This window comes from Streptomyces sp. NPDC044921 (assembly GCF_056432865.1).
Genome location: NZ_JBWKIF010000003.1, coordinates 16,020 through 42,524, shown reverse-complemented (window position 1 = coordinate 42,524; position 26,505 = coordinate 16,020). Strand labels below are relative to the sequence as shown.

At 71.0% G+C, this 26,505-nt stretch carries 27 protein-coding genes and 1 pseudogene; 14 read left to right on the top strand and 14 right to left on the bottom strand.

The window, feature by feature from the left end; genetic code table 11:
- Positions 1 to 23 precede the first annotated feature (23 nt).
- Positions 24 to 1,256 carry an NAD(P)-dependent malic enzyme gene (locus AC07DA_RS05325; RefSeq protein WP_479124806.1) on the bottom strand — a complete coding sequence of 411 codons (1,233 nt, stop codon included), beginning with the start codon at positions 1,254 to 1,256 and terminating at the stop codon, positions 24 to 26.
- Positions 1,257 to 1,882: 626 nt separating this feature from the next.
- Between AC07DA_RS05325 and AC07DA_RS05320 the strand changes: the two genes are divergently transcribed.
- The 3 genes from AC07DA_RS05320 to AC07DA_RS05310 are packed head-to-tail and all read left to right on the top strand — an operon-like array spanning position 1,883 to position 4,571.
- Positions 1,883 to 2,839 (top strand): ABC transporter substrate-binding protein, encoded by a 957-nt coding sequence (locus tag AC07DA_RS05320; RefSeq protein ID WP_479124804.1) that lies wholly within the window; start codon positions 1,883 to 1,885, stop codon positions 2,837 to 2,839.
- A 32-nt stretch (positions 2,840 to 2,871) separates the two neighbouring features.
- Entirely contained in the window at positions 2,872 to 3,813 is a 942-nt protein-coding gene (locus tag AC07DA_RS05315; protein WP_479124802.1) for an amino acid ABC transporter permease, read from the top strand.
- On the top strand, positions 3,810 to 4,571 hold the full coding sequence (locus AC07DA_RS05310; protein ID WP_479124800.1) for an amino acid ABC transporter ATP-binding protein: 762 nt from the start codon (positions 3,810 to 3,812) through the stop codon (positions 4,569 to 4,571). Before AC07DA_RS05315 ends, AC07DA_RS05310 begins: the two co-directional genes overlap by 4 nt.
- Positions 4,572 to 4,636: 65 nt before the next feature.
- Here the strand turns inward: AC07DA_RS05310 and AC07DA_RS05305 are convergent, their stop codons facing one another.
- Positions 4,637 to 5,407 (bottom strand): class I SAM-dependent methyltransferase, encoded by a 771-nt coding sequence (locus tag AC07DA_RS05305; protein WP_479124798.1) that lies wholly within the window; start codon positions 5,405 to 5,407, stop codon positions 4,637 to 4,639.
- Between the two features lie 89 nt (positions 5,408 to 5,496).
- Here AC07DA_RS05305 and AC07DA_RS05300 point away from each other — a divergent pair, with 89 nt between their 5' ends.
- Positions 5,497 to 6,153: a CGNR zinc finger domain-containing protein gene (locus tag AC07DA_RS05300; RefSeq protein WP_479124796.1), complete on the top strand. Its 657-nt coding sequence runs from the start codon at positions 5,497 to 5,499 to the stop codon at positions 6,151 to 6,153.
- Positions 6,154 to 6,218: 65 nt separating this feature from the next.
- Here AC07DA_RS05300 and AC07DA_RS05295 read toward each other — a convergent pair.
- Positions 6,219 to 6,392: pseudogene (locus AC07DA_RS05295) on the bottom strand (S24 family peptidase); the annotation flags it as partial.
- Positions 6,393 to 6,616: 224 nt separating this feature from the next.
- Here AC07DA_RS05295 and sodN point away from each other — a divergent pair.
- Positions 6,617 to 7,012, top strand: coding sequence for a superoxide dismutase, Ni (gene sodN / locus AC07DA_RS05290; RefSeq protein WP_004983535.1), 396 nt, complete (start codon positions 6,617 to 6,619; stop codon positions 7,010 to 7,012).
- 108 nt (positions 7,013 to 7,120) lie between these two features.
- Here the strand turns inward: sodN and AC07DA_RS05285 are convergent, their stop codons facing one another.
- Positions 7,121 to 8,275, bottom strand: coding sequence for an inorganic phosphate transporter (locus tag AC07DA_RS05285; RefSeq protein WP_479124794.1), 1,155 nt, complete (start codon positions 8,273 to 8,275; stop codon positions 7,121 to 7,123).
- A gap of 104 nt (positions 8,276 to 8,379) precedes the next feature.
- Here AC07DA_RS05285 and AC07DA_RS05280 point away from each other — a divergent pair, with 104 nt between their 5' ends.
- Positions 8,380 to 9,114 carry a VOC family protein gene (locus AC07DA_RS05280; RefSeq protein ID WP_479124792.1) on the top strand — a complete coding sequence of 245 codons (735 nt, stop codon included), beginning with the start codon at positions 8,380 to 8,382 and terminating at the stop codon, positions 9,112 to 9,114.
- Here the strand turns inward: AC07DA_RS05280 and AC07DA_RS05275 are convergent.
- The 6 genes from AC07DA_RS05275 to AC07DA_RS05250 form a co-directional block, all read right to left on the bottom strand.
- The gene (locus AC07DA_RS05275; RefSeq protein WP_479124790.1) at positions 9,111 to 9,350 is read right to left on the bottom strand and encodes a hypothetical protein; all 240 of its coding nucleotides are present in this window, start codon (positions 9,348 to 9,350) and stop codon (positions 9,111 to 9,113) included. The genes AC07DA_RS05280 and AC07DA_RS05275 overlap by 4 nt on opposite strands.
- A gap of 179 nt (positions 9,351 to 9,529) precedes the next feature.
- Entirely contained in the window at positions 9,530 to 9,763 is a 234-nt protein-coding gene (locus tag AC07DA_RS05270) for a hypothetical protein (RefSeq protein WP_479124788.1), read from the bottom strand.
- Between the two features lie 26 nt (positions 9,764 to 9,789).
- Positions 9,790 to 10,374, bottom strand: a complete 585-nt coding sequence (locus AC07DA_RS05265; protein WP_479124786.1) for a dihydrofolate reductase family protein — start codon at positions 10,372 to 10,374, stop codon at positions 9,790 to 9,792.
- A gap of 301 nt (positions 10,375 to 10,675) precedes the next feature.
- Positions 10,676 to 11,305 carry a GNAT family N-acetyltransferase gene (locus AC07DA_RS05260; RefSeq protein WP_479124784.1) on the bottom strand — a complete coding sequence of 210 codons (630 nt, stop codon included), beginning with the start codon at positions 11,303 to 11,305 and terminating at the stop codon, positions 10,676 to 10,678.
- A 526-nt stretch (positions 11,306 to 11,831) separates the two neighbouring features.
- Positions 11,832 to 13,001: a family 2 encapsulin nanocompartment cargo protein polyprenyl transferase gene (locus AC07DA_RS05255; protein ID WP_479124783.1), complete on the bottom strand. Its 1,170-nt coding sequence runs from the start codon at positions 12,999 to 13,001 to the stop codon at positions 11,832 to 11,834.
- A gap of 111 nt (positions 13,002 to 13,112) precedes the next feature.
- Positions 13,113 to 14,519: a family 2B encapsulin nanocompartment shell protein gene (locus AC07DA_RS05250; RefSeq protein WP_479124781.1), complete on the bottom strand. Its 1,407-nt coding sequence runs from the start codon at positions 14,517 to 14,519 to the stop codon at positions 13,113 to 13,115.
- Between the two features lie 290 nt (positions 14,520 to 14,809).
- Between AC07DA_RS05250 and AC07DA_RS05245 the strand changes: the two genes are divergently transcribed.
- Positions 14,810 to 15,301, top strand: a complete 492-nt coding sequence (locus tag AC07DA_RS05245) for a DUF6010 family protein (protein ID WP_479124779.1) — start codon at positions 14,810 to 14,812, stop codon at positions 15,299 to 15,301.
- Between the two features lie 10 nt (positions 15,302 to 15,311).
- Positions 15,312 to 16,220: a 1-aminocyclopropane-1-carboxylate deaminase/D-cysteine desulfhydrase gene (locus tag AC07DA_RS05240; RefSeq protein WP_479124777.1), complete on the top strand. Its 909-nt coding sequence runs from the start codon at positions 15,312 to 15,314 to the stop codon at positions 16,218 to 16,220.
- Between the two features lie 648 nt (positions 16,221 to 16,868).
- Here AC07DA_RS05240 and AC07DA_RS05235 read toward each other — a convergent pair.
- Positions 16,869 to 18,473 (bottom strand): Na+/H+ antiporter, encoded by a 1,605-nt coding sequence (locus tag AC07DA_RS05235; RefSeq protein ID WP_479124775.1) that lies wholly within the window; start codon positions 18,471 to 18,473, stop codon positions 16,869 to 16,871.
- Positions 18,474 to 18,535: 62 nt separating this feature from the next.
- Between AC07DA_RS05235 and AC07DA_RS05230 the strand changes: the two genes are divergently transcribed.
- The 3 genes from AC07DA_RS05230 to AC07DA_RS05220 all read left to right on the top strand — a co-directional run bounded on the left by AC07DA_RS05230 (position 18,536) and on the right by AC07DA_RS05220 (position 20,638).
- Positions 18,536 to 18,796: a UBP-type zinc finger domain-containing protein gene (locus tag AC07DA_RS05230; RefSeq protein WP_479124773.1), complete on the top strand. Its 261-nt coding sequence runs from the start codon at positions 18,536 to 18,538 to the stop codon at positions 18,794 to 18,796.
- Between the two features lie 274 nt (positions 18,797 to 19,070).
- A complete protein-coding gene (locus tag AC07DA_RS05225; RefSeq protein ID WP_003992877.1) occupies positions 19,071 to 19,484 on the top strand; it encodes an ATP-binding protein in 414 nt (137 codons plus the stop codon).
- 17 nt (positions 19,485 to 19,501) lie between these two features.
- Positions 19,502 to 20,638, top strand: coding sequence for an RNA polymerase sigma factor SigF (locus AC07DA_RS05220; RefSeq protein WP_479124771.1), 1,137 nt, complete (start codon positions 19,502 to 19,504; stop codon positions 20,636 to 20,638).
- A gap of 20 nt (positions 20,639 to 20,658) precedes the next feature.
- Here AC07DA_RS05220 and AC07DA_RS05215 read toward each other — a convergent pair whose 3' ends face one another.
- The gene (locus tag AC07DA_RS05215) at positions 20,659 to 21,108 is read right to left on the bottom strand and encodes a hypothetical protein (RefSeq protein ID WP_479124769.1); all 450 of its coding nucleotides are present in this window, start codon (positions 21,106 to 21,108) and stop codon (positions 20,659 to 20,661) included.
- A gap of 115 nt (positions 21,109 to 21,223) precedes the next feature.
- Between AC07DA_RS05215 and AC07DA_RS05210 the strand changes: the two genes are divergently transcribed.
- Positions 21,224 to 22,192 carry a diacylglycerol/lipid kinase family protein gene (locus AC07DA_RS05210; RefSeq protein WP_479124767.1) on the top strand — a complete coding sequence of 323 codons (969 nt, stop codon included), beginning with the start codon at positions 21,224 to 21,226 and terminating at the stop codon, positions 22,190 to 22,192.
- Between the two features lie 319 nt (positions 22,193 to 22,511).
- On the top strand, positions 22,512 to 22,769 hold the full coding sequence (locus AC07DA_RS05205) for a WhiB family transcriptional regulator (RefSeq protein WP_003992873.1): 258 nt from the start codon (positions 22,512 to 22,514) through the stop codon (positions 22,767 to 22,769).
- Between the two features lie 319 nt (positions 22,770 to 23,088).
- Here the strand turns inward: AC07DA_RS05205 and AC07DA_RS05200 are convergent, their stop codons facing one another.
- Positions 23,089 to 24,555 (bottom strand): sensor histidine kinase, encoded by a 1,467-nt coding sequence (locus tag AC07DA_RS05200; RefSeq protein WP_479125416.1) that lies wholly within the window; start codon positions 24,553 to 24,555, stop codon positions 23,089 to 23,091.
- Positions 24,556 to 24,924: 369 nt separating this feature from the next.
- Entirely contained in the window at positions 24,925 to 25,575 is a 651-nt protein-coding gene (locus AC07DA_RS05195; RefSeq protein ID WP_479124766.1) for a TetR/AcrR family transcriptional regulator, read from the bottom strand.
- Positions 25,576 to 25,672: 97 nt separating this feature from the next.
- Between AC07DA_RS05195 and AC07DA_RS05190 the strand changes: the two genes are divergently transcribed.
- On the top strand, positions 25,673 to 26,425 hold the full coding sequence (locus tag AC07DA_RS05190; RefSeq protein WP_479124764.1) for an SDR family oxidoreductase: 753 nt from the start codon (positions 25,673 to 25,675) through the stop codon (positions 26,423 to 26,425).
- Positions 26,426 to 26,505 lie beyond the last annotated feature (80 nt).

The window sequence follows — 26,505 nt, the reverse complement described above, 5'->3', positions numbered from 1 at the left end:
CCACTCACTCGGCGGCGTCGGCCTCAGCGACGCGCGACGCCCTCGGCCCGCGCCGCCGCCGCGACCGCCGCCGTCACCGCCGGCGCCACCCGCTCGTCGAACGGCGACGGAATGACGTAGTCGGCGGCGAGATCGTCCCCGACCACGGCGGCCAGCGCCTCCGCGGCGGCCAGCTTCATCCCCTCGGTGATCCGGGAGGCCCGCACCTGCAGCGCCCCCGCGAAGATCCCCGGGAACGCCAGCACGTTGTTGATCTGGTTCGGGAAGTCCGACCGCCCGGTGGCGACCACCGCCGCGTACTTGTGCGCGACCTCGGGATGCACCTCGGGGTTCGGGTTCGCCATGGCGAAGACGAACGCCCCGTCGGCCATCGACGCGACCGCGTCCTCCGGCACGGTCCCGCCGGACACCCCGATGAACACGTCGGCCCCGGCCAGCGCCGCCTCCAGCGAACCGGTGATCCCGGCCTTGTTCGTGAACCCGGCCAGCTCCCGCTTCACCGGCGTGAGGTCGTCCCGGCCGGCCGACACGACACCCTTGCGGTCGGCCACGGCGACATCCCCGATACCGGCCTCGACCAGCATCTTCGCGATGGCCACGCCCGCCGCGCCGGCGCCGGAGATGACGGCCCGCAGGTCGCCCACGGCCCGCCCGCTCAGCCGCGCGGCGTTGCGCAGGGCGGCCAGCGTCACGACGGCCGTGCCGTGCTGGTCGTCGTGGAAGACCGGGATGTCCAGCCGCTCCTGCAGCTTCCGCTCGATCTCGAAGCACCGCGGCGCCGAGATGTCCTCCAGGTTGACCCCGCCGAACGACGGCGCCAGCCGCACCACCGTCTCGACGATCTCGTCGACGTCGGTGCAGTTCAGCGCGATCGGGACCGCGTCCACACCGCCGAACTGCTTGAACAGGATGGCCTTGCCCTCCATGACCGGGAGGGAGGCCTCGGGCCCGATGTCACCGAGCCCCAGCACGGCCGTACCGTCCGTCACGACGGCGACGACCGACGACTTCCACGTGTAGTCGTGCACCAGCTCCGGCTGCTCCGCGATCGCGCTGCACACCTTCGCGACCCCGGGCGTGTACGCCAGGGACAGGTCGTCCTTGTCACGGACCGGCACCGTGGCCTGCACGGCCATCTTGCCGCCGCGGTGCAGCGCGAACGCCGGGTCGAAGGAGTCGAGGGGCTCCGCACCGCCCTCGTTGCCCGTATCACCGGTCTTGCTCTCGCTGCGAGGATTGACGATCTCCGCTGCCACTTCGTTTTACCCCTTAAATCTTCATTGGTTTGAGGGTTGCCACTCCTGGTGAGGGGTGGGCGGGACCGCGTACGGGCCGTGGTCGTGCTGGTACGTGATACGTACGGGCGCGTACGCGACGGGCGCGCCGCACACGCGCCCTGAGCCCCGGATGAGGGGTGTAAAGACCTTTCTTACCGGACGGAAGGCACCGAGGACGAGTCCATAACGCCAAGGTCACATGCCGGTGCCCTGACTCTTCGTCCAATATCGGGACAAGGCCTGGACAAACCATCGAGAACCGCTCAAGCGGCGGCGAAGCCCACGGCGCCCGTGTCGAAATCCCGGGATATGCCGAAGATCTTCCGGCCGGAAGGACGCATTCCCGCAGAAGGTCCGGCCGTGATGTACCGGACTGGTGCGGTTCGGGGGTCGCCCGTTATCCGATTTTGACATGGCTGGCCCCCAGAATGGCGCAGTCCGAATGGCAAGATGCCGTAATCACACGAGGTCGCGACACTCGAAGACGTGTGTTCTCGTCGACCCACGGCGCTGTCGACCCCGTCGGCAGGCCACGGGTGCTGCCGAACCCATCGGCAGTGCTCCGCCCCATCGGCAACTCCACCCATCCGCCGGAGGAACCCACCATGACCGCAAGCTCCACCCGTCGTACGACCGCCGCCCGCTCCCGGCTAGCAGCGGTCGGTGCGATCGCGGTCGCAGGCGCGCTGATGCTCACCGGATGCGGTGACCAGACCAAGGACAACGGCTCGGACAGCGAGACCGCCACGGCCTCCGCCCCGCTGGCCGACAAGCTGCCGAAGGCGATCCGCGACAAGGGCGTCATCAAGGTCGGTTCGGACATCGCCTACGCCCCGGTCGAGTTCAAGGACAGCTCGGGCAAGGTGGTCGGCATCGACCCCGACCTCGCCGCCGCCATGGGCAAGCAGCTCGGGGTCGACTTCCAGTTCGAGAACGGCACCTTCGACACGCTGATCACCGGTCTGCGCTCCAAGCGGTACGACATCGCCATGTCCGCGATGACCGACACCAAGGACCGCCAGGAGGGCATCGACTCCGACACCGGCAAGAAGGTCGGCGAGGGCGTCGACTTCGTGGACTACTTCACCGCCGGTGTGTCGATCTACACCAAGAAGGGCGACGACCAGGGCATCAAGACCTGGTCCGACCTGTGCGGCAAGAAAATCGTGCTGCAGCGCGGCACGGTCTCCGAGGACCTCGCCAAGGCCGAGTCGAAGAAGTGCCCGAAGGGCAAGAAGATCGCCATCGAGCCCTTCGACAACGACCAGCAGGCCCAGACCCGCCTGCGCGCGGGCGGCGCCGACGCCGGCTCGTCCGACTTCCCGGTCGCCGCGTACGCCGTGAAGACCTCCGGCGGCGGCAAGGACTTCCAGCTGGTCGGCGAGCAGGTCGAGGCCGCTCCGTACGGCATCGCGGTGGCCAAGGACCAGACGCAGCTGCGCGACGCCCTCAAGGCCGCTCTCGACGCCATCATCGAGAACGGCGAGTACGAGAAGATCATGAAGAAGTGGGGCGTCACGGACGGCTCCGTCGACAAGGCCACGATCAACGGCGGCAAGTGACCGCGACGCAGCGGCACTGAAAGGCAACACCCGTGACTGTTGACATCGACAAGACGGCGGCGGACACGCCCCCGGCCGGGCCGGAGGCCATCAAGGCCATCCCGGTCCGGCACTACGGGCGGTACATCTCGGCCGTCGTCGCCCTCGCCCTGCTGGGCGGCGTCGTCTACGCGTTCGCCCAGGGCAAGATCAACTGGGACGCGATCCCGGACTACTTCTTCGACGACCGCATCGTCGACGGCGTGGGCAAGACGCTCCTGCTGACCGTGCTGTCCATGGCGATCGGCATCGTCGGCGGCGTCCTGCTCGCCGTGATGCGCCTGTCGAAGAACCCGGTGACCTCGTCGATCGCCTGGTTCTACATCTGGTTCTTCCGCGGCACCCCGGTCCTGGTCCAGCTGATCGTCTGGTTCAACCTGGGCCTGGTCTTCGAGTACATCAACCTCGGGCCGTTCTACAAGGACGAGTGGTCGGACTTCATGACCCCGTTCCTGACGGCGCTGCTGGGCCTCGGCCTGAACGAGGCCGCGTACATGGCGGAGATCTGCCGTGCCGGTCTGCTCTCGGTCGACGAGGGCCAGACCGAGGCGTCGCACGCGCTCGGCATGAGCCACTCCAAGACGCTGCGCCGGATCGTGATCCCGCAGGCGATGCGCGTGATCGTGCCGCCGACGGGCAACGAGGTCATCAACATGCTGAAGACGACCTCGCTGGTCTCGGTCGTCCAGTACCCCGAGCTGCTCCGCGCCGCCCAGGACATCGGCCAGACCTCCGGCGCCCCCGCCGAGATGCTGTTCCTGGCGGCGGCCTGGTACCTGCTGCTGACCTCGGTCTTCAGCATCGGCCAGTACTACCTGGAGCGGTACTACGCGCGTGGTTCGAGCCGGTCGCTCCCGGCCACGCCGTTCCAGAAGATCAAGGCGAACGTGCTGTCCCTGTCCAGCCGCTCGAAGCCGACGGGAGGCAAGGCATGACCGCCATGGTGAAGGCCGAGGGCGTCCACAAGTCCTTCGGCCCCGTCGAGGTCCTCAAGGGCATCGACCTGGAGGTGAAGTCCGGCGAGGTGTTCTGCCTCATCGGACCGTCCGGTTCCGGCAAGTCGACGTTCCTCCGGTGCATCAACCACCTGGAGAAGATCAACGCCGGCCGCCTCTACGTCGACGGCGAGCTGGTCGGCTACCGCCAGAAGGGCGACAAGCTCTACGAGCTGAAGGACAGCGAGGTCGCCCGCAAGCGCCGGGACATCGGCATGGTCTTCCAGCGCTTCAACCTGTTCCCGCACATGACGGCCGTGGAGAACGTCATGGAGGCGCCGGTCCAGGTCAAGGGCGAGAACAAGAGCCAGGCGCGGCTGCGCGCCCTGGAGCTGCTGGACCGGGTGGGCCTGGCCGACAAGGCGGGCAACTACCCCTCGCAGCTCTCCGGCGGCCAGCAGCAGCGCGTCGCCATCGCCCGGGCGCTCGCGATGGACCCGAAGCTGATGCTGTTCGACGAGCCGACCTCGGCGCTCGACCCGGAGCTGGTCGGTGACGTCCTGGACGTCATGCGCGACCTGGCCGAGTCCGGCATGACGATGGTCGTCGTCACCCACGAGATGGGCTTCGCCCGCGAGGTGGGCGACAGCCTGGTCTTCATGGACGGCGGGGTGGTGGTCGAATCCGGTCACCCGCGCGAGGTGCTGACCAACCCGCAGCACGAGCGGACGAAGTCGTTCCTGTCCAAGGTGCTCTGACGGTACGCACATCGAGGGGGCGGTACGGGATCTCCGTGCCGCCCCCTTCGCCGTCCGTCGCGCGCCTACTTCATGGCGAGCAGCAGCGTGTCCGAGGGGGAGCACCACACCGGCCTGGCCTCGCCGAACCCCTTCTCGCGCAGCACGCGCGCGTGCCAGGCCACCGACGGCGTGTCACCCTCGGCGTGGTCGCCGTAGATCTCGTAACGCCGGGCGGTGGGTGCGGCGAGGATCGGGTCCTTCGCGGCGAGCTGCCACCACTCGGTCCAGCCGAGGACGCCGGATGCCCTGGCCTGTTCCATACGGGCGTGGCGCTGTGCGCGCTCGGCGGCGTTGATCCGGGGCGTCGTCTCGTCGATCATGTGGTCCGCGTTCATGAAGACCCCGCCGTCACGGACGAGTCCGGCGACGCGCCCGTAGAGCTCCGCGAGAGGTTCCCGGTGCAGCCAGTGCAGGGCCGTCGCGGTCAGGACGGCGTCGTACGCGCCGTGCGGCAGGCGCTCCGGCCAGTCGGGGTCCTTGAGGTCGGCGGTGACCAGGGTGACCCGGTCGTCGCCGGCGAAGGTGCCCTCGGCGATGGCGAGGAGCGCCGGGTCCAGGTCGACGCCCGTGCTGGTGGCGTCCGGGAAACGGGCGAGCAGCCGGGCGGTGATGCTGCCCGTGCCGCAGGCGAGGTCGAGGACGCGCGGAGCGGTGCCCACGACGGCCTCCACCATGTCGAGCATGATCCGGAACCGCTCCTCGCGGTCGGGCATGTACCACTCCTGCTGCCGGTCCCAGCTCGCCTGCCAGGCCTGCCAGTCGGTGGTGTCCGTGGTGGTCTCCGCGTCCGTCATCGAGCCCCTCCCTCGTAATACCCTGGATGCACCATCAGCTGTTACCAGTGCGCACTCACGACCATAAAGCCCCTCCGTAAGGACTACAAGTGGAACTGGCCTATTACTCGGACTACGCCGTGCGCCTCGTCAACACCGAGGAACCGGCCCGGGGCAAGGACAATCTGACGTCGGTCGAGGCCGTCCGTGATCTGTTCGGCGGCCAGCAGTCGGCGGCGCGGCGCGCCACGGACGCGGACGTGACCCGCTTCCGCTCGGTCCGGGCCCGGCTGCGCGCGGTCTTCGAGGCGGCGGACGGCGGCGACGAGCAGCTCGCCGTGGACCTGCTGAACTCACTGCTGCTGGAGTTCCCGGTGAGCCCGCAGATCTCCGGGCACGACTTCCGCGACGACGACGGCCGCCCCCTGTGGCACATGCACCTGGCGGACCACCCGTCCAACGCGACCGCCGGCTACGCGGCCATCGCCGCGATGGGCCTGGCCTTCCACCTCACCGAGTACGGCGTGGACCGCCTCGGCCTGTGCGAGGCCGCACCCTGCCGCAACGCCTACCTGGACACCTCGACCAACCGCTCCCGGCGCTACTGCTCCGACCGCTGCGCGACCCGCGCCAACGTGGCGGCCTACCGGGCCCGCAAACGCCTGGAGGCGGCCCGGCCGGACCTGCCGAAGACGGGCCTGGCGGCCGACAGCACCCAGCCGAGCAGCGCCCACGGGGAGCGCCGGCCGGGCCTGAGCGGCCGGTAGCGGAACCGGACCCGGCCCAGCACCAGGTCGTCGGGGACGACGCCGTAGTCGGTGCTGTCGCCGCCGGCGTAGGCGTTGTCGCCGAGCACCCACCAGCCGTTCTCGCGCCGCTGGGCGGCCCGCTTCACCACGAGCAGGTCCTGCTGGAAGGGATGCCGCAGCACGACGACGTCACCGGGCCTGATCCGGGCGCCGTAGTGCACCAGGAGCCGGTCCCCGTGGTACAGCGTGGGCACCATGGACGGCCCGGTCACCTCGGCCACCCCGAAGGGCGCGGCCGGCCTCCCCCGCTCGGACTCCTGCGACAGCTCCGGCATCACCCGGCACCTCCCCGGTTCTTTCCTCCACCAGTCTCAGTCTCACCCCGGACTTTTGTCCTAAGCCCTAGGGGGCACTCGCGAAAACCCCTCCCGCACGGAGTAATGTCCCCTGTGAGAAGACGATCACGAGGAAGGAATGCTCCATGCTTTCCCGCCTGTTTGCACCCAAGGTCAAGGTCAGCGCGCACTGCGACCTTCCCTGCGGTGTCTACGACCCCGCCCAGGCCCGCATCGAGGCGGAGTCGGTCAAGGCCGTCCAGGAGAAGATGGCCGGAAACGACGACCCGCACTTCCAGGCCCGCGCCACCGTCATCAAGGAGCAGCGTGCCGAGCTCGCCAAGCACCACGTCTCGGTGCTCTGGAGCGACTACTTCAAGCCCCCGCACTTCGAGAAGTACCCGGAGCTGCACCAGTTGGTCAACGACACCCTGAAGGCCCTCTCGGCCGCCAAGGCGTCGACCGACCCGGCCACCGGCCAGAAGGCGCTGGACTACATCGCCCAGATCGACAAGATCTTCTGGGAGACCAAGAAGGCCTGATCGCCATGCACGGCGAAGGGGCCCGGCCGCCGATCCGGCCGGGCCCCTTCGTCGTCCGTGCTCGGTGCGGCCGGGACATCGCCGGGTACGCGTCCGGCTCGCGGTCGTTCAGGCGGCCGTGCCGACCTTGGCCGGCGACTCGGCGCGGAGGCTGACCTCGTGCGTGTCGTTGACGTTCCGCGCGTGCACCGGGTTGCGGCGCGAGAGCACCACCATGCCCGCGGCGAGGGCGGCGCCGGCCAGGGCGACCGCGGCCGTGCCGAGGTCGCCGCCGTGCCGGACGGCCGCGGCGGCCAGGCCTCCGACCAGCGCGGCGGCGGGCAGGGTGATCACCCAGGCGACCGCCATCCGGCCCGCGACGCCCCAGCGGACCTCCGCGAGCCTGCGGCCCAGCCCGGCGCCGAGGATGCTGCCCGAGGCGACCTGGGTGGTGGACAGGGCGAAGCCGAGGTGGGCGGAGGTCAGGATGACGGTCGTGGAGGCGGTCTCGGCGGCGAACCCCTGCGGCGAGCGGATCTCGGTGAGGCCCTTGCCCATGGTGCGGATGATCCGCCAGCCGCCGAGGTAGGTGCCCAGGCCGATCGCGAGGCCGGCGGAGGTGACCACCCACAGGGGCGGGCCGGCGTCGTGGCCGAGCGCACCGGCCGAGATCAGGGTGAGGGTGATGACGCCCATGGTCTTCTGCGCGTCGTTGGTGCCGTGCGCGAGGGAGACGAGTGAGGCGGAGGCGATCTGGCCGATCCGGAAGCCCTTCGTCACGGTCTCCTCGCGGGCGCGGTCGGTGAGCCGGTAGGCGAGCCAGGTGGCGAGCAGCGCGGCGACCCCCGCCACGACCGGCGAGGCCACCGCCGGGATCAGCACCTTCTCGACGACCTTGCCGACGTCGACCCCGTCACTGCCCGCCCCCACCACCACGGCCCCGATCAACCCGCCGAACAGGGCGTGCGAGGAGCTGGACGGCAGTCCGAGGAGCCAGGTCAGCAGGTTCCACAGGATCGCCCCGACGAGCCCCGCGAAGATCATCCCCGGGGTGACGAGGGTGTCGTCCACGATCCCGCCCGAGATCGTCCTGGCGACCTCGGTGGACAGGAAGGCACCGACGACGTTGAGGACACCGCTGATCAGGACCGCCGTACGGGGGGTGAGCGCGCCGGTGGCGATGGACGTGGCCATCGCGTTCGCCGTGTCGTGGAAACCGTTGGTGAAGTCGAAGACGAGCGCCGTGACGATGACGACGGCCACGAGGAACGTGATGTGGTCCATCCCTGCATGCAAACAAGCCCGGGCCGGGGGGCGGGGAACGGCGGGCAGGGGCCGGTCAAGGTTCACGCAGGTGGCCGTGGCGCGCGCCCTCTACGATCAACGGCATGAGCATCCGCTGGACGTACGCCTTCGCCGACCGGCCGCGCGCCGTCTTCGGCGTCGCCTGCGAGTTCTGGACGGCGGTCACCGCCACCCGGCTCTCCGAACGGCGCGGCGAGCACCGGGAGTTCGTCACCCTGCTGCCGGAGGGCGCCGACGCGTGCGTGAAGGCCCAGGCGGTCGGGGCGGGTCCGGGCGGAGCCCACCTCGACTTCTGTGTGGACGACGTACGGGAGTTCGCCGACGCGGCGGTGCGGCTCGGGGCGCGCGTGCTGCAGGACCTCGGCTCCCTCGTGGTGCTGCGCTCGCCCGGCGGGCAGTTGTTCTGCGCGGACCCTTGGCGGGGGCAGTCGTCCCGGCCGGGTGTGGTGCGGGGCAGCCGGCTCGACCAGGTGTGCGTGGACGTGCCGCCGTCGGTGTACTCCACCGAAGTCGCCTTCTGGAGCGGGCTGCTGACCGGCTGGCGGTCACATCCGGGCGCCCTCCCGGAATTCCACGTGGTCCAGCCGCCGCCCGGACTGCCGGTCCGTCTGCTCCTGCATCGCCTCGGCGAGGAACGCCCCGTCTCCGCCCACCTCGACCTCGCCTGCGCGGACGTCGAGGTGACCCGGGCGTGGCACGAGGCGCTCGGGGCCGCGTTCGTGGCCGGATTCTCCGGCTGGACGGTGATGCGCGACCCGGCGGGCGGGACGTACTGTCTGACGACCCGTGACCCGGAGACGGGCCGGGCGCGGGTCTAGTCGCGCTCCGCGTACTCCGCGTACGCGCACGCCACCGCGACATCGCCCGCGGGCGTGGGGCAGGGCGGCAGGTCCGGCGGTTCGTCGGGGTCCGTCCGCTGCCAGACGTGCGGTCCCCGCGGCTCCGTCGCCTCCTGCGCCCAGAGGGTCAGCCCGCCGGCGACCACCACGACCAGCGCCCACACGATCACGGCCCACCGCCACACCGTGCGACGCCGCTCCCCCGTCATGCTCATGCCTGCACGCTAGTCCCGCGACGAGAGGGCCCGCGAGCGGAGAAGCCACCACTCGCGCCGCCCCCCCCCCCCCGGCACCCTCACCCGGCAGTGGCTCGGGGATTCTCCGTGAGGGCCTCTCCGGAGGTCGTCTCCGGCCGGGCCGCACCGCTCGGGTGGTCACGGGTGGGACGGAGCCCTCAACCGGGCCCGGCCGTCCCGGCGGGCCCGGTCGGCCGGGCGCCCTCGCGCGGCCGGGCGCCCTCGTCCGGGCGGCCGGCCTCCGAGGCCTCCGCCGCGCCGTGACCCCCGCACTCGGGGTTGCGGCACGGGCCCGCCACCCACTTCGGCACCCATGCGCCCAGCGTCTTGTGCCGCCGGACGACTGTTTCCACCGGCTGTCCGCAGGTCGGACAGTGTTTCTCGCCGTCCATGCCTCCAGGGTAGGCCGGTGGCGGCCTCAGCGCTTCCTGCTGTACGCGCGCACCACCACGCCGTTGCCGAACGCCCGCACCGACTCCAGCGCGAACTCCGAGATCGCGAACCCCGAGCCGAACATGGGCATGCCCGCGCCGTACACCAGCGGGTAGGACTTGATGACCAGCTCGTCGATCTCGTCGTACAGCGCCCCCGCGACCGTCGCGCCACCGCAGAGATAGATGTCGAACTCGCTCTCCTCCGCCTTGAGTTCCCGGACCTTGCCGATCAGGTCGTCCGAGACGATCTCCACGTCCGGGTCGGGCGACTCCTTCAGGGTGCTGGAGGCGACGTACTGGCGCAGGTGGGCGTAGGGGCTGGTGATGCCCTCCCGCAGGGCGAGGTCGTAGCTGCTCCGGCCCTGGATGATCGTGTCGAACCGCTTGTTCGGCGCGTCGTCGAAGCCGAGGGCCCGGCGGCCGTGGGTGGCCACGGTCTCCGGATACTCACTTCCCAGGTAGGCGAGGAACTCCTCGTCGAGGAACCGCATCATCGCCGTCGCGTCACCGTCCGGGTCCCCGATGAAGCCGTCGAGGGAGCAGGCGATGAAGTACGTGAGCTTTCTCAAGTCGGACTCTTTCCGTAGGCTGCGCCGTGACAACTCCAGTTGTAGTACTTCCCTTGTAGTGGTTGCAAGGGATCGGCCACTTGCGGTTGAAAGTGGTAGAGGGGACTCCGGTTGCCCGGCGGCCCGGACGCCGGTCCGCGGGCTACAAGGCCGACGACGACCTCATGCACGGTCCCTGTGCCGCAATCCGCGGCGGGTGAGACCGGCTCGGGGCGGGCCGCACGGAGTGAACGGGCCCGACGGACCGGTGGACCGGTGGAGCGGCTCCTGGCTGCGGTGCCGCCGGAGAGGGCGCTGCGTTCTAGGCGGTCCTCGCCGTACGGGGCTCGCGCCACATCGGCCACATCGCCGGGCCGTCGGGGAGGTCGAGGACCGGGCCCGAGAGCTCGAAGCCGAGACGTTCGTACAGCTTCCGGCTGCGGGCGTTGCTCGCCTCCAGATAGGCGGGCAGCCCCTCGCGGTCGCAGCGGTCGAGGACCGACCCGATGAGCGCGGTACCGAGCCCCTCACCCTGACGGCCGGGGGCCACGCCGATCATCCACAGGTACTCGTGGGCCCGTCCGGAGGGATGGATCGCGGCCGTGAGCCGGGCGATCTGCTCGACGCGCGCGTTGTCCGGGTCGACGGCCAGCCGCACCTGGGCCGGCCCGTCGTCCTCACCGGCGTCGGCGGGGCCGTATGCGCCGTGGCCGTCCTCGGCCGGCACGGAGAGCCACAGCGCGCAGGCGGAACCGTCCTCGGTGACGTCGATACGGCCGGACGCGAGCACGATGTCGGTGAAGGCGGCCATGAGCCCGGGGTGCTTGGCCCGGCGCTCCGCGGTTCCGGGAAAGACCCAGCCACTCACCGGGTCGTCCTGGAAGGCCTCGTCCAGGAGCCGGACGATCAGCTCCCGGTCCCCCTCGCCCGCCGTCCGGATGGCCACGCCCATGTCCCCGCCCCTTCGCTCGTGCCGGTCACCGTGCCGACGGGCGTCGATCGTAGGGCGGCCGGGGTCCGACGCCGAGAGCGGAACCGGACGTTGGCGGAAACTCGTCGAACACACGCTCAAACAGGAGTGCGTGACACGAGTGAGGGGCGGGCCCCGCACACCGTGGGGCAGTGCGGGACCCGCCGACCGGGATCCGGCGACCGTGCGGTGTCAGGTCCGCACGGCCCCGGCGGCCCGGGGTACTGCCCTTCGGCCGTCCGAAGCGGTCCCGGTCTCGCTTCGGTCGTCCGAGGGGGTCTCGGTAATACCTTCGGTCGTCCGAGAGGGTCTCGGTGTTGCCTTCGGTCGTCCCGAAGGGTTCTCGGTATTGCCTTCGGTCGTCCGAGAGGGTCTCGGTGTTGCCTTCGGTCGTCCCGAAGGGTTCTCGGTATTGCCTTCGGTCGTCCCGAAGGGTTCTCGGTGGCGGCCCTCGGTCACCCGAGGGGCCGTCAGGTGCTGTGCCTCCGCCCTCCGCTGCCGTCGGCCGTCAACTGCTGCGCCGGGTCACGAACTCGGCGAGGGCCAGCAGACCGCCCGCCGCCTCCGGATCCGGTACGGCGCGCGCCAGTTGCTGCATCGCCCGGGCCATCCGGTCGGCCGCCTGGTCCTGTGCCCAGTCACGGCCGCCCGCGCGCTCCACGGTCAGGGCGATGTGCTCCAGGTCCTCCTTGTCGCCGGGTCGTCCGTACAGGTCGGCGAGTTCGGCCGCCTCGGGGGTGCCGGAGACGAGGGCCGCGACCACCGGCAGGGACTTCTTGCGGGCGGCCAGGTCCGCTCCGACGGGTTTGCCGGTGCGACTCGTGTCACCCCATATGCCGATCACGTCATCGATCAGCTGGAAGGCCAGCCCGGCCTCCCGGCCGAACGCGTCCAGCGCGGCCACGTCCGACTCCCCGGCACCCGCGTACAGCGCGCCGATCGCACAGGCGCTGCCCAGCAGGGCACCCGTCTTGGCCTCCGCCATGGCGAGCACTTCGTCCAGCGTGACCTGGGACGGCAGCCGCCGCTCCAGGGCCGTGTCCGCGTGCTGCCCGGCGCACAGTTCGACCACGCAGTCCGCGAGCCGGGCGGCGGCCGCCCGGGACGCCGGGTGCGGGTCCTCGGCGAGCAGCCGCAGGGCCAGCGCCTGCAACGCGTCCCCGGCGAGGATCGCGTCGGCGTCACCGAACACGCTCCACGCGGTGGGCCGGTGGCGGCGGGTGGCGTCCCGGTCCATCACGTCGTCGTGCAGCAGCGTGAAGTTGTGGATCAGCTCCACCGCCGCGGCCGCCCGGAGCGCCCGCGCCCTCGCCTCGGATCCCCCCAGCGCGGCTGCGGAGGCGAGGACGAGCGCGGGACGGATCGCCTTGCCCGAGCCGCCCTCGGCGGGTGTGCCGTCCGCCCGCTCCCAGCCGAAGTGGTAGCACGCGATCCGGCGCATCGGCCCGGGCAGTGAGTCGAGCGCGGCCCGCAGTACCGGGTCGACCTCCCCCCTGGCCCGCTCCAGGAGCGTGACCGCCTCGTGCCCCTCGGCCGGTCCCGGCCGGCCGTCCTGCTGCGTCCCGATGTGCCCCCGCCTTTCCGGCGCCCCGGCTGCCGGCCGCGGCTCGGGACCGCGCTGCCCACCGGGAGCGGGCAGCGTCGGCTCCGTCCTGAACTCCGTGAGGGATTCACCCATGGGACCGCCTCGGAGAGGGATCGGACGGTGGCGCCTGGGCTGCCGCCGGGCGCGTACCCCCGGGATTTACCCACCCAGCCCGGGCCGGACACGGCCGACGTACCGGAAGCGTCACTGCCAGCGGCCGATCTCGACGTTCTCCAGGACACCGAGCGCGTCCGGTACCAGGACCGCTGCCGAGTAATAGGTCGTGACCAGGTACTTGATGATGGCCTGTTCGTTGATGCCCATGAAGCGCACCGACAGGCTCGGCTCGATCTCGTCCGGGATGCCGGAGGCCCGCAGGCCGATGACGCCCTGGTCGCTCTCGCCGGTACGCATGGCGATGATCGACGTCGTCCGCGCTTCTGTCACCGGGATCTTGTTGCACGGGAAGATCGGCACACCGCGCCAGGTGGGGATGCGGTTCCCGGCCATGTCGATGGTCTCCGGAACCAGTCCCCGCTTGTTGAGCTCGCGGCCGAACGCGGCGATCGCGCGCGGGTGGGCGAGCAGGAGCTTGGTGCCGCGGCGCCGGCTGAGCAGCTCGTCCATGTCGTCCGGGCTGGGCACGCCGTCGTGCGGCTGGATCCGCTGGTCGTACTCGCAGTTGTGCAGGAGCCCGAAGTCGCGGTTGTTGATGAGCTCGTGCTCCTGGCGCTCCTTCAGCGCCTCGACCGTCAGCCGGATCTGCTGCTCGGTCTGGTTCATGGGCTGGTTGTACAGGTCGGCCACGCGCGTGTGGATGCGCAGCACGGTCTGGGCGACGCTCAGTTCGTACTCACGGGGGCTGGCCTCGTAGTCGACGAACGTGTGCGGGATGTCCGGCTCGCCGGAGTGGCCGGCGGCGAGGTCGATCTCCTTCTCGCCGTACTTGTTGGAGCGCTGCGAGGGGATCGAGCGGCGCTGCCGGAGGTGCTCGCGCAGCGAGTCGGAGCGCTCGGCGATCTGCGCGAACTCCTGGCGGGGCAGCACCAGGACGGTGCACGGGGTGAGCGCACGGGCCGTGTACTCCCAGATGGCGTCCTCGTTGAGCAGCGCGTCGTCGCCGAAGTAGGAGCCGTCGGCGAGGATCCCGAGGGACTCGTCGTCGCCGTACGGGCCCGTGCCGACCTTCTCGACGCGGCCGTGCGCCAGCAGGTACACCTCGTCGGACGGGCTGCCGAAGGGGACGATGACCTCGCCCGCCGGGATCTCGCGCTGCTCGCAGCGGCGGGAGATCTCGAGGAGCACCTCCTCGTCGTCGTAGTGGCGGAGGGCCGGCAGTTCGCCCAGCTCCGCGGGGATGATCTCGACGCGGTCGCCGGTCTTGACGAACGTCAGCCGACCGTCGCCCACGGCGAACGTCAGCCGCCGGTTCACCCGGTACGTACCGCCCTGGATGTCGACCCAGGGCAGCATCCGCAGCAGCCAGCGGGAGCTGATCTCCTGCATCTGCGGCACGGACTTGGTCGTGGTGGCCAGGTTCCGCGCGGCCGCCGTGCCGAGACTCTGCTGCGGCTTGGTCTGCTCGGTGCGGACCTCTTCGCCTACCGACATAGAGAACTGCCCTCCCGGTTGTGACCGACGCCCATATGCCTCGGGCATCGATGTGCACGACCCAGCCTTCCGCACGCAGGGCGACGATGGTATTACCCGAAAGAGGGGGAATGGATCTTCGTACTGCTGGGCAGGGGGCGCCCGTTCCGGCGTTCGAAAGGAGCCGGCCGGAGCTCCGGACCGGCTGGCGACAACCCGTGGGTACTTGGCGGCCGTGCCTCTGGGGGGCCGGCGGTGTCGCTCCTAGCGTGAGGAGCGGTTCCCTGTCCCTCTCCAGAAACGGCCCCGCCATGCAGTACGCCGCGCCGATCGGCATCGGCATCCTCTACGCCCTGGTCATGTCCCTGGTCCGCGAGCCGCACCGGCGCCGCCTGAACGCGGTCATGGTCGCCGGGGCCGGAGCCGCCTATCTCAGCGGGGGCGGCCTGGGCGGCTGGGAGTTCGCCTTCACCGCGCTCCTGACGTACGTGGCCTTCCGCGGTCTGGAGTCGTGGACGTGGATCGGCGTGGGCTGGCTGCTGCACACGGTGTGGGACGTCGTCCACCACATCAAGGGCAACCCGATCGTCCCGTTCGCCCACACCTCGTCGTTGGGCTGCGCGATCTGCGACCCGGTGATCGCGCTGTGGTGCCTGCGGGGCGGGCCGTCGCTCCTCGGGTGGGTGCGCGACCGGCGCGGAGCCGGGCGGCCACGGGCCGGCGCGACGGCCGGTGAGGACGGCGGCCGGGACGGCACCGGCCGCAGCGGGGCGGCCGGTGCCGCCTCCCCCACCCCCGGGTGACAATGGCCCGGTGACCAGCCCCGACACCCCCGGCCTCGCCGGTCTGCGACCCCGGTTGCCCTCACCGGTGCAGGAGGTCGCCGACGGCCGGTTCGGGCGCCGGGGCGTGCGGCTGCTGCTCAAGCGGGACGACCTGATCCACCCGGAGCTGATCGGCAACAAGTGGCGCAAGCTGGCGCCGAACCTTGCGGCGGCGACCGGCCGTACCGTCCTCACCTTCGGCGGCGCCTGGTCCAACCATCTGCGCGCCACGGCCGCGGCGGGCCGCCTGCTCGGCATCCCCACGGTCGGTGTCGTACGCGGCGACGAGCTGGCCGACCGGCCCCTCAACCCCTCGCTGGCCCGGTGCGCGGCCGACGGCATGCGACTGCACTTCGCCGACCGGGCGGCCTACCGCCGCAAGTCCGAGCCGCGGGTCCTGGCGGGGCTGCTGCGGGCGGCGGACGCCGAGGACGCTTACGTCGTCCCCGAGGGCGGCAGCAACGCCGAGGCGGTCGGGGGCTGCCGGGAGCTCGGTGCCGAGCTGCGCGGCCGGGCCGACGTCGTCGCCGTGGCCTGCGGCACCGGCGGCACGCTGGCGGGGCTGGCCGCCGGTCTGGCGCCCGGGCAGCGTGCGCTGGGCGTGCCGGTTCTCAGGGGCGGCTTCCTGGCCGCTGACACGGAGGCCTTGCAGCGGGAGGCCTTCGGGGGCCGGCGCGGCACCTGGGACATGGACGACCGCTTCCATTTCGGCGGCTACGCGCGCGTGCCCACGGAACTCGACGCCTTCGCCGCGGACTTCGAGCAGCGCCACGGGCTGCCCGTCGAACGCCTGTATGTCGCCAAGCTGCTGTACGGGCTCGTCACCCTGGCCGGGGAGGGTGCCTTCCCGCGCGGGACGACAGTGGCGGCGGTGATCACCGGCCGCCCCTTTCCCTGAGCGCCCCGGTCCGCCTTCTTCGCCTCCTTCCTCGGTGACCGGCCCGGTCCGCCTTCTTCCTCGGTGACTGGCCCGGTCGCCCTTTTCCTCGGTGACCGGCCCGGTCAGTCCTTTTCCTCGGTGACCGGCCCGGTCGCCCTTTTCCTCGGTGGCCGCCCCGGTCAGTCCTCTTCCTCGGTGACCGGCCCGGTCGCCCTTTTCCTCGGTGACCGGCCCGGTCAGTCCTCTTCCTCGGTGACCGGCCCGGTCGCCCATTTCCTCGGTGACCGGCCCGGTCCGCCTTCTTCCCCGATGGCCGACTGGGCCGCCCCTTCCCTGAGCGGCGGGTGAGCGGTCTGCGCTACACCGGTGGTTGCCTTGCCCGCCCGGCCGCCCCGGCCGCCCCGGCCGCCCCTGCCTCCTCGGCCGTTTGGACCGCCCTACTCCCTTACCGGCCCGGCCGCCTCTTCCCCGGTGACCGACCGGGCCACCCCCTCCGCTGAGCAGCGGATCACGACCCTGCGCCACGCCGGCCGTCGCCGTCGCCCGCCCGGCCACCCCCTTCCTCGCCGACCACTCGGCGCCGCCCTTTCCCCGGACCGGCCCGGCGGCCCCTCCCCCGGCGCTCGACCGGACCGCCCGTGCGTCGAGGGCCCTCGCTCTCGGGTCCTACCGCTGCGTCGCCTCCCGGAAAGCCGCCGCCTCCTCCAGGTCCAGTCGGCGCAGCAGCGTGCGCAGCATCTCGTCGTCGATGTACCGGCCGTCCCGGAGCCTGACGAACACCTCGCGCTCGGCGCTGATCATCTCCCGTGACAGCCGCCGGTAGGTGTCGTCGACGGACTCCCCGGTGACCGGGTTGGCCTGCCCCAGCCGCTCCCAGACCGCGTTGCGGCGGCGCTCCAGCACGGTGCGCAGCCGGTCGGCGAGCGGGGCGGGCAGGGCGTTGCGCTCGTCGGAGAGGAGTTCGTCCAGGCGCCGCTCGGCGGCCCGGGACGCCTGTGCCTGGGCGTTGGCCTCGGCGAGCGTCTCGGCCTGCGCGTCCCGCCCGGGGAACTTCAGCAGACGGATCAGCGGGGGCAGGGTCAGGCCCTGCACGACCAGGGTCGCGATGACGGTCGTGAAGGTCAGGAAGAGGATGAGGTTGCGCTGCGGGAACGGTTCCCCGCCGTCGTGCAGGGTGAGCGGGATGGAGAAGGCGATCGCCAGCGAGACCACGCCCCGCATGCCGGCCCACGCGATGACGAACGGCCCCTTCCACGTCAGCTGCCCCTCCCGCTCCCGGATGCGCGCCGATATCAGCCGCGGCAGGAAGGTCGCCGGGTAGACCCAGACGAACCTGGCCGCGACGACCACCAGGAAGACGGCGACCGCGTACCAGGCGGCCTCGACGCCCTCGTACTCGCCGAGCCCGCGGAGCACCACCGGAAGCTGCAGCCCGATCAGCGCGAACACCGCGGACTCCAGGACGAAGGCGACCATCTTCCACACCGCCTCCTCCTGCAGGCGCGTGGCGAAGTCGACCTCCCACGCGCGGTGTCCCAGGTAGAGCGCGACCACGACGACCGCGAGGACGCCGGAGGCGTGCACCTGCTCGGCGACGGCGTACGCGACGAACGGGATCAGCAGGGACAGCGTGTTCTGCGGCAGCGCTTCCTTCACGTGCGTGCGCAGCCAGTGGATCGGCGCCATCAGCACCAGTCCGACCACGACGCCGCCGATCGCCGCGAGCAGGAACTCGCCGACGCCCCCGGCCCAGGTGGCGCCCTCCCCGACGGCTGCGGCCAGGGCCACCCGGTAGGCGGTGATCGCGGTGGCGTCGTTCAGCAGGGACTCGCCCTGCAGGATCGTGGTGACCCGCGACGGGAGCCCGACCCGGCGGGCCACCGCGGTCGCCGCGACCGCGTCCGGCGGTGCCACGACCGCGCCGAAGACCAGGGCCGCGGTCAACGGCATGTCCGGCACGATCAGGTACAGCGCCCAGCCGACCACGAACGTCGCGAACAGCACGTACCCGACGGACAGCATGGCGACCGGCCGCAGCTGCGCCCGCAGGTCGAGGTAGGAGCTGTCGGTGGCGGCCGTGTGCAGCAGCGGGGGCAGGATGAGCGGCAGGACGATGTGCGGGTCGAGGGTGTAGTCGGGCACGCCGGGGACGTAACTGACCGCCAGCCCGACCGCGACCAGCAGCAGCGGCGCCGGCACCGGCGTGCGCCGCGCGGCCGCGGCGATCGCCGCACTGCCCGCCACCAGCAGCAGCAGTGGCATCACGTCCATCGTTCTCGCCCGCCCTCTGTTTTCGACGCGGTATTCCGCTCGACCGTCGTAACCTGGCAATCATGAAACAGTGCACGCACGCCGACGCGCTGCCGCACCCCGAACCCGATCCGCTGAGCGAGACGTGTCCGGAGTGCTTGGCGGACGGCACGGACCCGGTGCAACTACGGCTGTGCCTCAGCTGCGGTCACGTCGGCTGCTGCGACTCCTCGCCGGGACGGCACGCGGCGGAGCACCACAAGCAGTCCGGTCATCCCGTCATGCGGACGCACGAACCCGGGGAGACCTGGCGTTGGTGCTTCGTCGACCATGTTCTCGTGTGAGGCGCCGGCACCTCGGCGCAGGACGGTCCGACGAGGACGGTTCGAGCGTCTGACGTCTGGGTACGTCAATCCGGCGCGCGCTCTTCCCATTTGGGCCCGCCCAACCCCTAGACACGGAGCGTGTCCACAGGTTTACTGTGAGTGACGGTAAGGGGTTGGGGTCCCGGGGACAGGATCGTCGAGAGCGCGATAGCGTCACCGCTGAACCACGTATCGCGTTACCCCGGGGGGCGACCCTCGGCCCTGAAACGCTTGTACCACCATGGAGGTGAGGGTGTCCCAGATCGCAGGCGAGCCCGCGACCCAGGACTTCGTGGAAGTCCGGCTGCCGGCCGCGGGTGCCTACCTGTCGGTGCTGCGTACGGCCACGGCCGGTCTCGCGGCCCGTTTGGACTTCACCCTCGACGAGATCGAGGACCTGCGCATCGCGGTGGACGAGGCCTGCGCGATTCTGCTCCAGCAGGCCGTGCCCGGCTCGGTGCTCAGTTGTGTCTTCCGCCTCGTCGACGACTCGCTCGAGGTCACCGTCTCGGCACCGACCACGGATGGTCATGCCCCCTCGCGGGACACCTTCGCCTGGACCGTCCTGTCCGCCCTCGCGGGCAAGGTCTCCTCTGCCGTGGACAAGGACAAAACCGTTTCGATCAGCCTCTACAAACAACGCGGCGCGGGACCCGGGCCGGCGTGAGGAACGAGGACGGGCCGGTGCGGGACGAAGAGCGCGGCACACGAGAGCTGCCGGCCGAGGGCACGGGCGTGAGCGGTCCGGCCGGATCCCGGCGCATGGCGGAGGGCATCGACGGCATCCCCGAGCAGGCCCGCCCGCATCCCGAGGACGACTCCGCGGGGGCCGTCCTCCCGGGCGACGGGCGACACGGCCGGGGCGGTGCCGTGCGGAGCGCGCCTCCGGGCGGGGGGACCACCACTTCCCCGGCCCAGGGGGTTCCCCCCACTCGCGCGAAGTCGAGTGGGGCGGAGGAGGCGAGGGCTCGGGGAAGGGCGACGGGCGGGACGATGAGCGAGCACGAGCGACACTCCGAGGACGAGGCGCCGAGCGCACAGCACGCGCAAGGCGCGCAGCACGGCGCCCCGGACCGCAGCGGCGCCCGCGAGATGTTCCTCAAACTGCGCACGCTGAGCAGCGGCAGCCCGGAGTACGCGGAGCTGCGCAACCAGCTGGTCCGCATGCACCTGCCGCTCGTCGAGCATCTCGCGCGCCGCTTCCGCAACCGCGGCGAGCCGCTGGACGACCTGACCCAGGTCGCCACCATCGGCCTGATCAAGTCCGTCGACCGCTTCGACCCGGACCGCGGCGTGGAGTTCTCCACGTACGCGACCCCCACGGTCGTCGGCGAGATCAAGCGGCACTTCCGCGACAAGGGCTGGGCGGTGCGGGTGCCGCGCCGGCTGCAGGAGCTGCGGCTGTCGCTGACCACGGCGACCGCCGAGCTGTCGCAGCTGCACGGCCGCTCCCCCACGGTCCATGAGCTCGCCGAGAAGCTGGCGATCTCCGAGGAGGAGGTCCTGGAGGGCCTGGAGTCGGCCAACGCGTACTCCACGCTGTCCCTGGACGTCCCCGACACGGACGACGAGTCCCCGGCGGTCGCGGACACCCTCGGCGCGGAGGACGAGGCGCTGGAGGGCGTGGAGTACCGGGAGTCGCTCAAGCCCCTGCTGGAGGACCTCCCGCCGCGCGAGAAGCGGATCCTGCTGTTGCGCTTCTTCGGGAACATGACCCAGTCGCAGATCGCGCAGGAGGTCGGCATCTCACAGATGCACGTCTCCCGGCTGCTGGCGCGCACACTGGCGCAGCTGCGGGAGAAGCTCCTCGTCGAGGAGTGACGGCCGCTTCCGCGCACCGCCTACTTCTGGGCGCCGCCGGCGTTGCCGGGCCCGCGGATCCCGAGGGCCCGGGTCGTCTCCGGGTTCACCAGCAGGACGAGCGAGGTGACGGCGACCACGGCGAGGGCGATCCCGCCGGGAATGGCGATGCTGTCGGCCTGGAGCAGGTTGTAGGCCACCGGCAGCGCCATGAGCTGGGTGATGACGGCGGGGCCGCGGCTCCAGCTGCGCAGGGCGAGCAGCCCGCGCGCGGCGAGCAGCGGCAGCAGCGCGAGCACGACCAGCGTGATCCCGCCCGTGACGGCCTGCTGCCGGTCGTCGGGGTGCCCCGTGAAGCCGAGGACGAAGATCCAGATCCCGCCGACGACCAGCGCGAGCCCTTCCAGCGCGGCCAGCAGCGCGGCGTACGTCAGGCGCCGGGGACGGGGGCCGGTGGTCTCGGGGATGGTGGGGGTCCGCTCACTGCTCACCCCTGAAGGGTAGCCCTCGCGGCGTGCGCTCCTATGGCGAGGTTCACCCCGGCTCTCTTACCCGATCCCTACCTCGGTCTGGGCCCGGTACCACCCAGTAGGTACGCTGCCAGTCATGCGTGCACTTCTCGTGGTCAATCCGGCGGCTACCACTACGAGTGCGCGCACACGCGACGTACTGATCCACGCGCTCGCCAGCGAGATGAAGCTGGAAGCGATCACCACCGAGTACCGCGGCCACGCGCGCGACCTGGGCCGGCAGGCCGCGGACAGCGACGACATCGACCTGGTGGTCGCCCTCGGCGGCGACGGCACGGTCAACGAGGTGGTCAACGGCCTGCTGCACGCCGGCCCCGCCCCGGAGCACCTCCCCGGTCTCGCCGTCGTCCCGGGCGGCTCCACCAACGTCTTCGCCCGCGCCCTGGGCCTGCCGAACGACGCCGTGGAGGCCACCGGCGCCCTGCTGGACGCCCTGCGCGACGGCAGCGAACGCACCGTCGGCCTGGGTCTGACCTCGGGTACGCCGGGCACGGAGGACGAGTCGGTGCCGGCCCGCTGGTTCACCTTCAACGCGGGTCTCGGCTTCGACGCGGGTGTGGTGGGACGCGTGGAGCAACACCGCGAACGCGGCCGGAAATCCACACACGCCCTTTACGTACGCCAGGTGGTGCGTCAGCTCTTCGGTGAGCCCCATCGCCGCAACGGGACGATCACACTGGAACGCGCCGGAGCGGACCCGGTCACCGATCTGGTGCTGTCCATAGTCTCGAACACTTCGCCCTGGACGTTTCTGGGGAATCGCCCGATCTACGCGGCACCTAAGGCCTCGTTCGATACCGGCCTCGACATCTTCGCGCTCAGCCGCCTGTCGACCGCCGCTGTTGCCCGGTATGGCACCCAGTTGCTCACTTCGTCCCCCGAGCGGGGACCCCACGGCAAGCACGCCACCTCTCTGCACGACTTGACCGAGTTCACCTTGCATTCGAAGGTCCCGCTCCCCCTCCAGATGGACGGTGACCACCTGGGCCTGCGAACCAGCGTGACGTTCACAGGCGTACGCCGTGCACTGCGTGTGATTGTGTGAGCAGAACTGGCTAAAGTCCTTTCACTCGAACGTTTAGGCCAGGATCCACCCCATGGAAGTACGGCTGTGACCTAGTCGACACCGAAGAATCAAAAAAAACTTTCCAGAAGGGGTTGTATCCGCCGCTGAGGTTTGCGAGTCTCTACGTGGCGATCGGGACGGCCCGCAACACCGGCCTCCACTGGTCACCAGAACCCCTCTTCAACTCACAGGACCCACGCCAGGGAACCTGGCGGTCGGCCCTTCACTTGTTGAGGGATTCGTGAAAGCGTTCACATTCACAAGCACCTGCACGTAATACCAAGGAGAGGTAGCAGCCATGGACTGGCGTCACAACGCCGTTTGCCGCGAGGAAGACCCCGAGCTCTTCTTCCCCATCGGCAACACCGGTCCTGCGCTGCTGCAGATCGAGGAAGCCAAGGCCGTCTGCCGTCGCTGCCCGGTGATCGAGCAGTGTCTGCAGTGGGCGCTCGAGTCCGGCCAGGACTCCGGCGTCTGGGGTGGTCTCAGCGAGGACGAGCGCCGCGCCATGAAGCGCCGCGCCGCCCGCAACCGGGCTCGTCAGGCCTCCGCCTGACAACCACCCCTGCTGACAGCCTGAGCTTGGCGGCGCGTGCGGCGAGCACGCATCTCCCGCCCCCGAGCCGCAGCGCGCAGTTCCCCCGATGCGCTTAGTTAAGCAGCAACGAGCTTTAGCCCCGGGCCACTTGGTGGCCCGGGGCTCATTGCTTTCACGGGCTTGTCGCGAGGGCTGCACGGACTCTTCGCCGGACTCTTCGCACAGGCTCTTCACCACGGGCTTTGCACCACGGGCTCTCGCGGTGCTTCTCCAGGGCGCGCCACGCGCGCGGCCGCTGCCGGGACCGCACGCTCCCGCGCCGGGGCTGGGAGATCCGTTACTTCTGCGCGCGCACCGGGATGTCCAGGATCACGCGGGTGCCGCGCTCCGGGGCCGGGACCATGTCGAAGGTGCCGCCCAGCTCCCCCTCCACCAGGGTCCGGACGATCTGCAGGCCGAGGTTGCCGGCGGTGTGCGGATCGAAGCCCTCCGGCAGTCCGACGCCGTCGTCCTGGACGGTGACCAGCAGACGGGCCTCCTTCGTCGTACCGCCGCGGACGGCCGAGACCTCCACGCTGCCGGTGTCACCTTCCCGGAAGCCGTGTTCCAGCGCGTTCTGCAGGACCTCGGTCAGCACCATCGACAGCGGGGTCGCGACCTCGGCGTCGAGGATGCCGAAGCGTCCGGTGCGCCGGCCCGTGACCTTGCCCGGGGAGATCTCCGCGACCATCGCGAGGACCCGGTCGGCGATGTCGTCGAACTCCACGCGCTCGTCCAGGTTCTGCGACAGGGTCTCGTGCACGATCGCAATCGACCCGACCCGCCGCACCGCCTCCTCCAGGGCCTCGCGCCCGCGGTCGGACTCGATGCGCCGGGCCTGGAGGCGCAGCAGGGCCGCCACGGTCTGGAGGTTGTTCTTGACCCGGTGGTGGATCTCCCGGATCGTCGCGTCCTTCGTGATCAACTCGCGCTCACGGCGGCGCAGTTCGGTGACGTCCCGGAGCAGCACCAGCGAGCCGATGCGGGTGCCCTTGGGCTTGAGGGGGATCGCGCGGAACTGGATGACCCCGTCGTTGGCCTCGATCTCGAACTCGCGCGGCGCCCAGCCACTGGCGACCTTGGCCAGGGCTTCGTCCACCGGGCCCCGGGTCGGGGCGAGTTCCGCCGTGGTCCTGCCGAGGTGCTGCCCGACGAGGTCGGAGGCGAGACCCAGCCGGTGGTAGGCGGACAGGGCGTTCGGTGAGGCGTACTGGACGAGGCCGTCGGCGTCGAGCCGGATGAGGCCGTCGCCGACACGGGGCGAGGCGTCCATGTCGAGCTGCTGGTTCGCGAACGGGAAGGAACCGGCCGCGATCATCTGCGCCAGGTCGGAGGCGCTCTGCAGATAGGTGAGCTCCAGCCGGCTAGGGGTGCGCACCGTGAGGAGGTTGGTGTTGCGCGCGATGACGCCGAGGACCCGGCCCTCCCGCCGTACGGGGATCGACTCGACCCGGACGGGCACCTCCTCGCGCCACTCGGGGTCGCCCTCGCGCACGATGCGGCCTTCGTCGAGGGCGGCGTCCAGCATCGGGCGGCGGCCCCGCGGGACGAGGTGGCCCACCATGTCGTCCTGGTACGAGGTCGGGCCGGTGTTGGGGCGCATCTGCGCGACCGAGACGTACCGGGTGCCGTCGCTGGTGGGGACCCACAGGACCAGATCGGCGAAGGAGAGGTCGGAGAGCAGCTGCCACTCCGAGACCAGCAGGTGCAGCCACTCGAGGTCGGTGTCGTCGAGGGCGGTGTGCTGGCGTACGAGTTCGTTCATGGAGGGCACGTGGCGAGCGTACCCGGGCGTTTGTGCGGCTCCGAAACACGCGGGGTCCGGGAAACACCCGCGGGCCGCGGCGCCTGAGAGGGACCCTCAACCCTCCCGGCACCGCAGCCCGGAGCAATATCGGCCGTGGGGTGTGCGGTCCCGGGCGGCCGAAGGTCGAGGAGCCGGGGCAGTCAGGGCAGAGAGCCTCGGTTCCTCGGTCCGTCTTCCTGTGCGGGGAAGACGGAGGTCTGGTGCGCGTGGTGCACGCGCGCTCATCACGCATTGTGGACTAGACCACTTCGGGTGTCCATGCGTGGGAGGCTGTTCGTTGTTGTTCGTTCCGCGACTCGCCGGACGCGCGGGCGTCCACCACGCAGCCTAACCCGTGGGGGTTCCTGTGCGGGGCCAGATCGACATGGCAATTTCCGCGACCGCCTCCAGTTCCTCCCGGCTCGCCCCGTCCCGCGCCTGTTGCGACATGCCCTGGATCATCGCGCCGGTGTGCCGGGCCAGCGCGGCGGCGTCGGTCTCCGCGGGCAGTGCGCCGGCGGCGATGTCGGCCCTGATCCGCTCCTCGAAGGCGGCGATGTTGGCGTTGCGCCGGTCGCGCAGGGACTGCTCGACCTCGGGGGTGGAGCAGTTCGCGGCGGCGTGCACGACCAGACAGCCGTGCGGGTGACCCGGCTCCGTGTACGCGGTGGCGGCCTCGCGCAGAACGCGGGCGACGGCCGCCCGGGCGGTGGGCTCCTCGGCGAGGGCGCGGTCGGTGAACGAGCCGTAACGCGCGCCGTACACCCGGACGACCTCGTCGAAGAGGGAGCGCTTGTCCCCGAAGGCCGCGTAGAGGCTGGGCGCGCCGATGTCCATGACGCGGGTGAGGTCGGAGACGGACGTGGCCTCGTAGCCGTGCTCCCAGAACGCCAGGATCGCCTTCTCCAGGGCCGTCTCGCGGTCGAAGGAGCGAGGGCGCCCGCGGGGCCTGGACGCGGCCTTGCCCCGGGTCTTTGCGGTTCCGTCGTCGTTCACCATGGGGTGCATTTTATAGCGGGCACTAGAGAAATGTCGGCGGACTGCGGTACGGTCATTTCTGTAGCGACCACTAGGTAAAAGTGGAGGGGGCGGCGACATGGGCGTGCTCACGGGCAGGACGGCACTGGTCACCGGGGCTAGCAGGGGTATCGGGCGGGGGATCGCCGAGCGGCTGGGGCGTGACGGCGCGCGGGTCGCGGTGCACTACGGGAGGAACGAGGCCGCCGCGAAGGAGACGGTCGCCGCGATCGAGGCGGCGGGCGGCTCGGCCTTCGCGGTCGGTGTCGAGCTGGGCGTGGCCGGCGACGCCGAGGCGTTGTGGGAGGAGTTCGACCGGCACGCGGACGGTCTCGACATCCTGGTGAACAACGCGGCCATCGGCAGCACGCGCCCCATCGCGGAGCTGGAGGAGCGGGAGTTCGACGAGGTCTTCGCGGTGAACGTGAAGGCGCCGTTCTTCATCCTCAAGCACGGCATGACGCGCCTGCGCGACGGCGGCCGGGTCGTCAACATCTCGTCCGGGCTGGCCCGCACGGCCGTGATGCCGGACAACATGGCGTACGCGATGACGAAGGGCGCGCTGGACGTCCTGTCCCGCGACCTGTCCAAGGTGCTGGGAGCCCGGGGCATCACGGTGAACTCGGTGGCGCCGGGCATCATCGACACGGACAACACGGCCGCGTTGCTGCACGGCAGCGAGGACGGCTGGGCGAAGGCCGCGGCGATATCGGCGCTCGGCGGGGTGGGCGAGCCCGCCGAGGTCGCCGACGTGGTGGCGTTCCTGGTCTCCCACGGGGGCCGGTGGGTGACGGGGAGCTGGGTGGACGTGACGGGAGGTTCCCTGACCTAGCCCGGCCGGACCCGCCTGGCGGTACGCGGTCCGTCCAGGGTGCGCGGGGTGTCACCTCCCAGGACCGGGGCCGCCCCGAG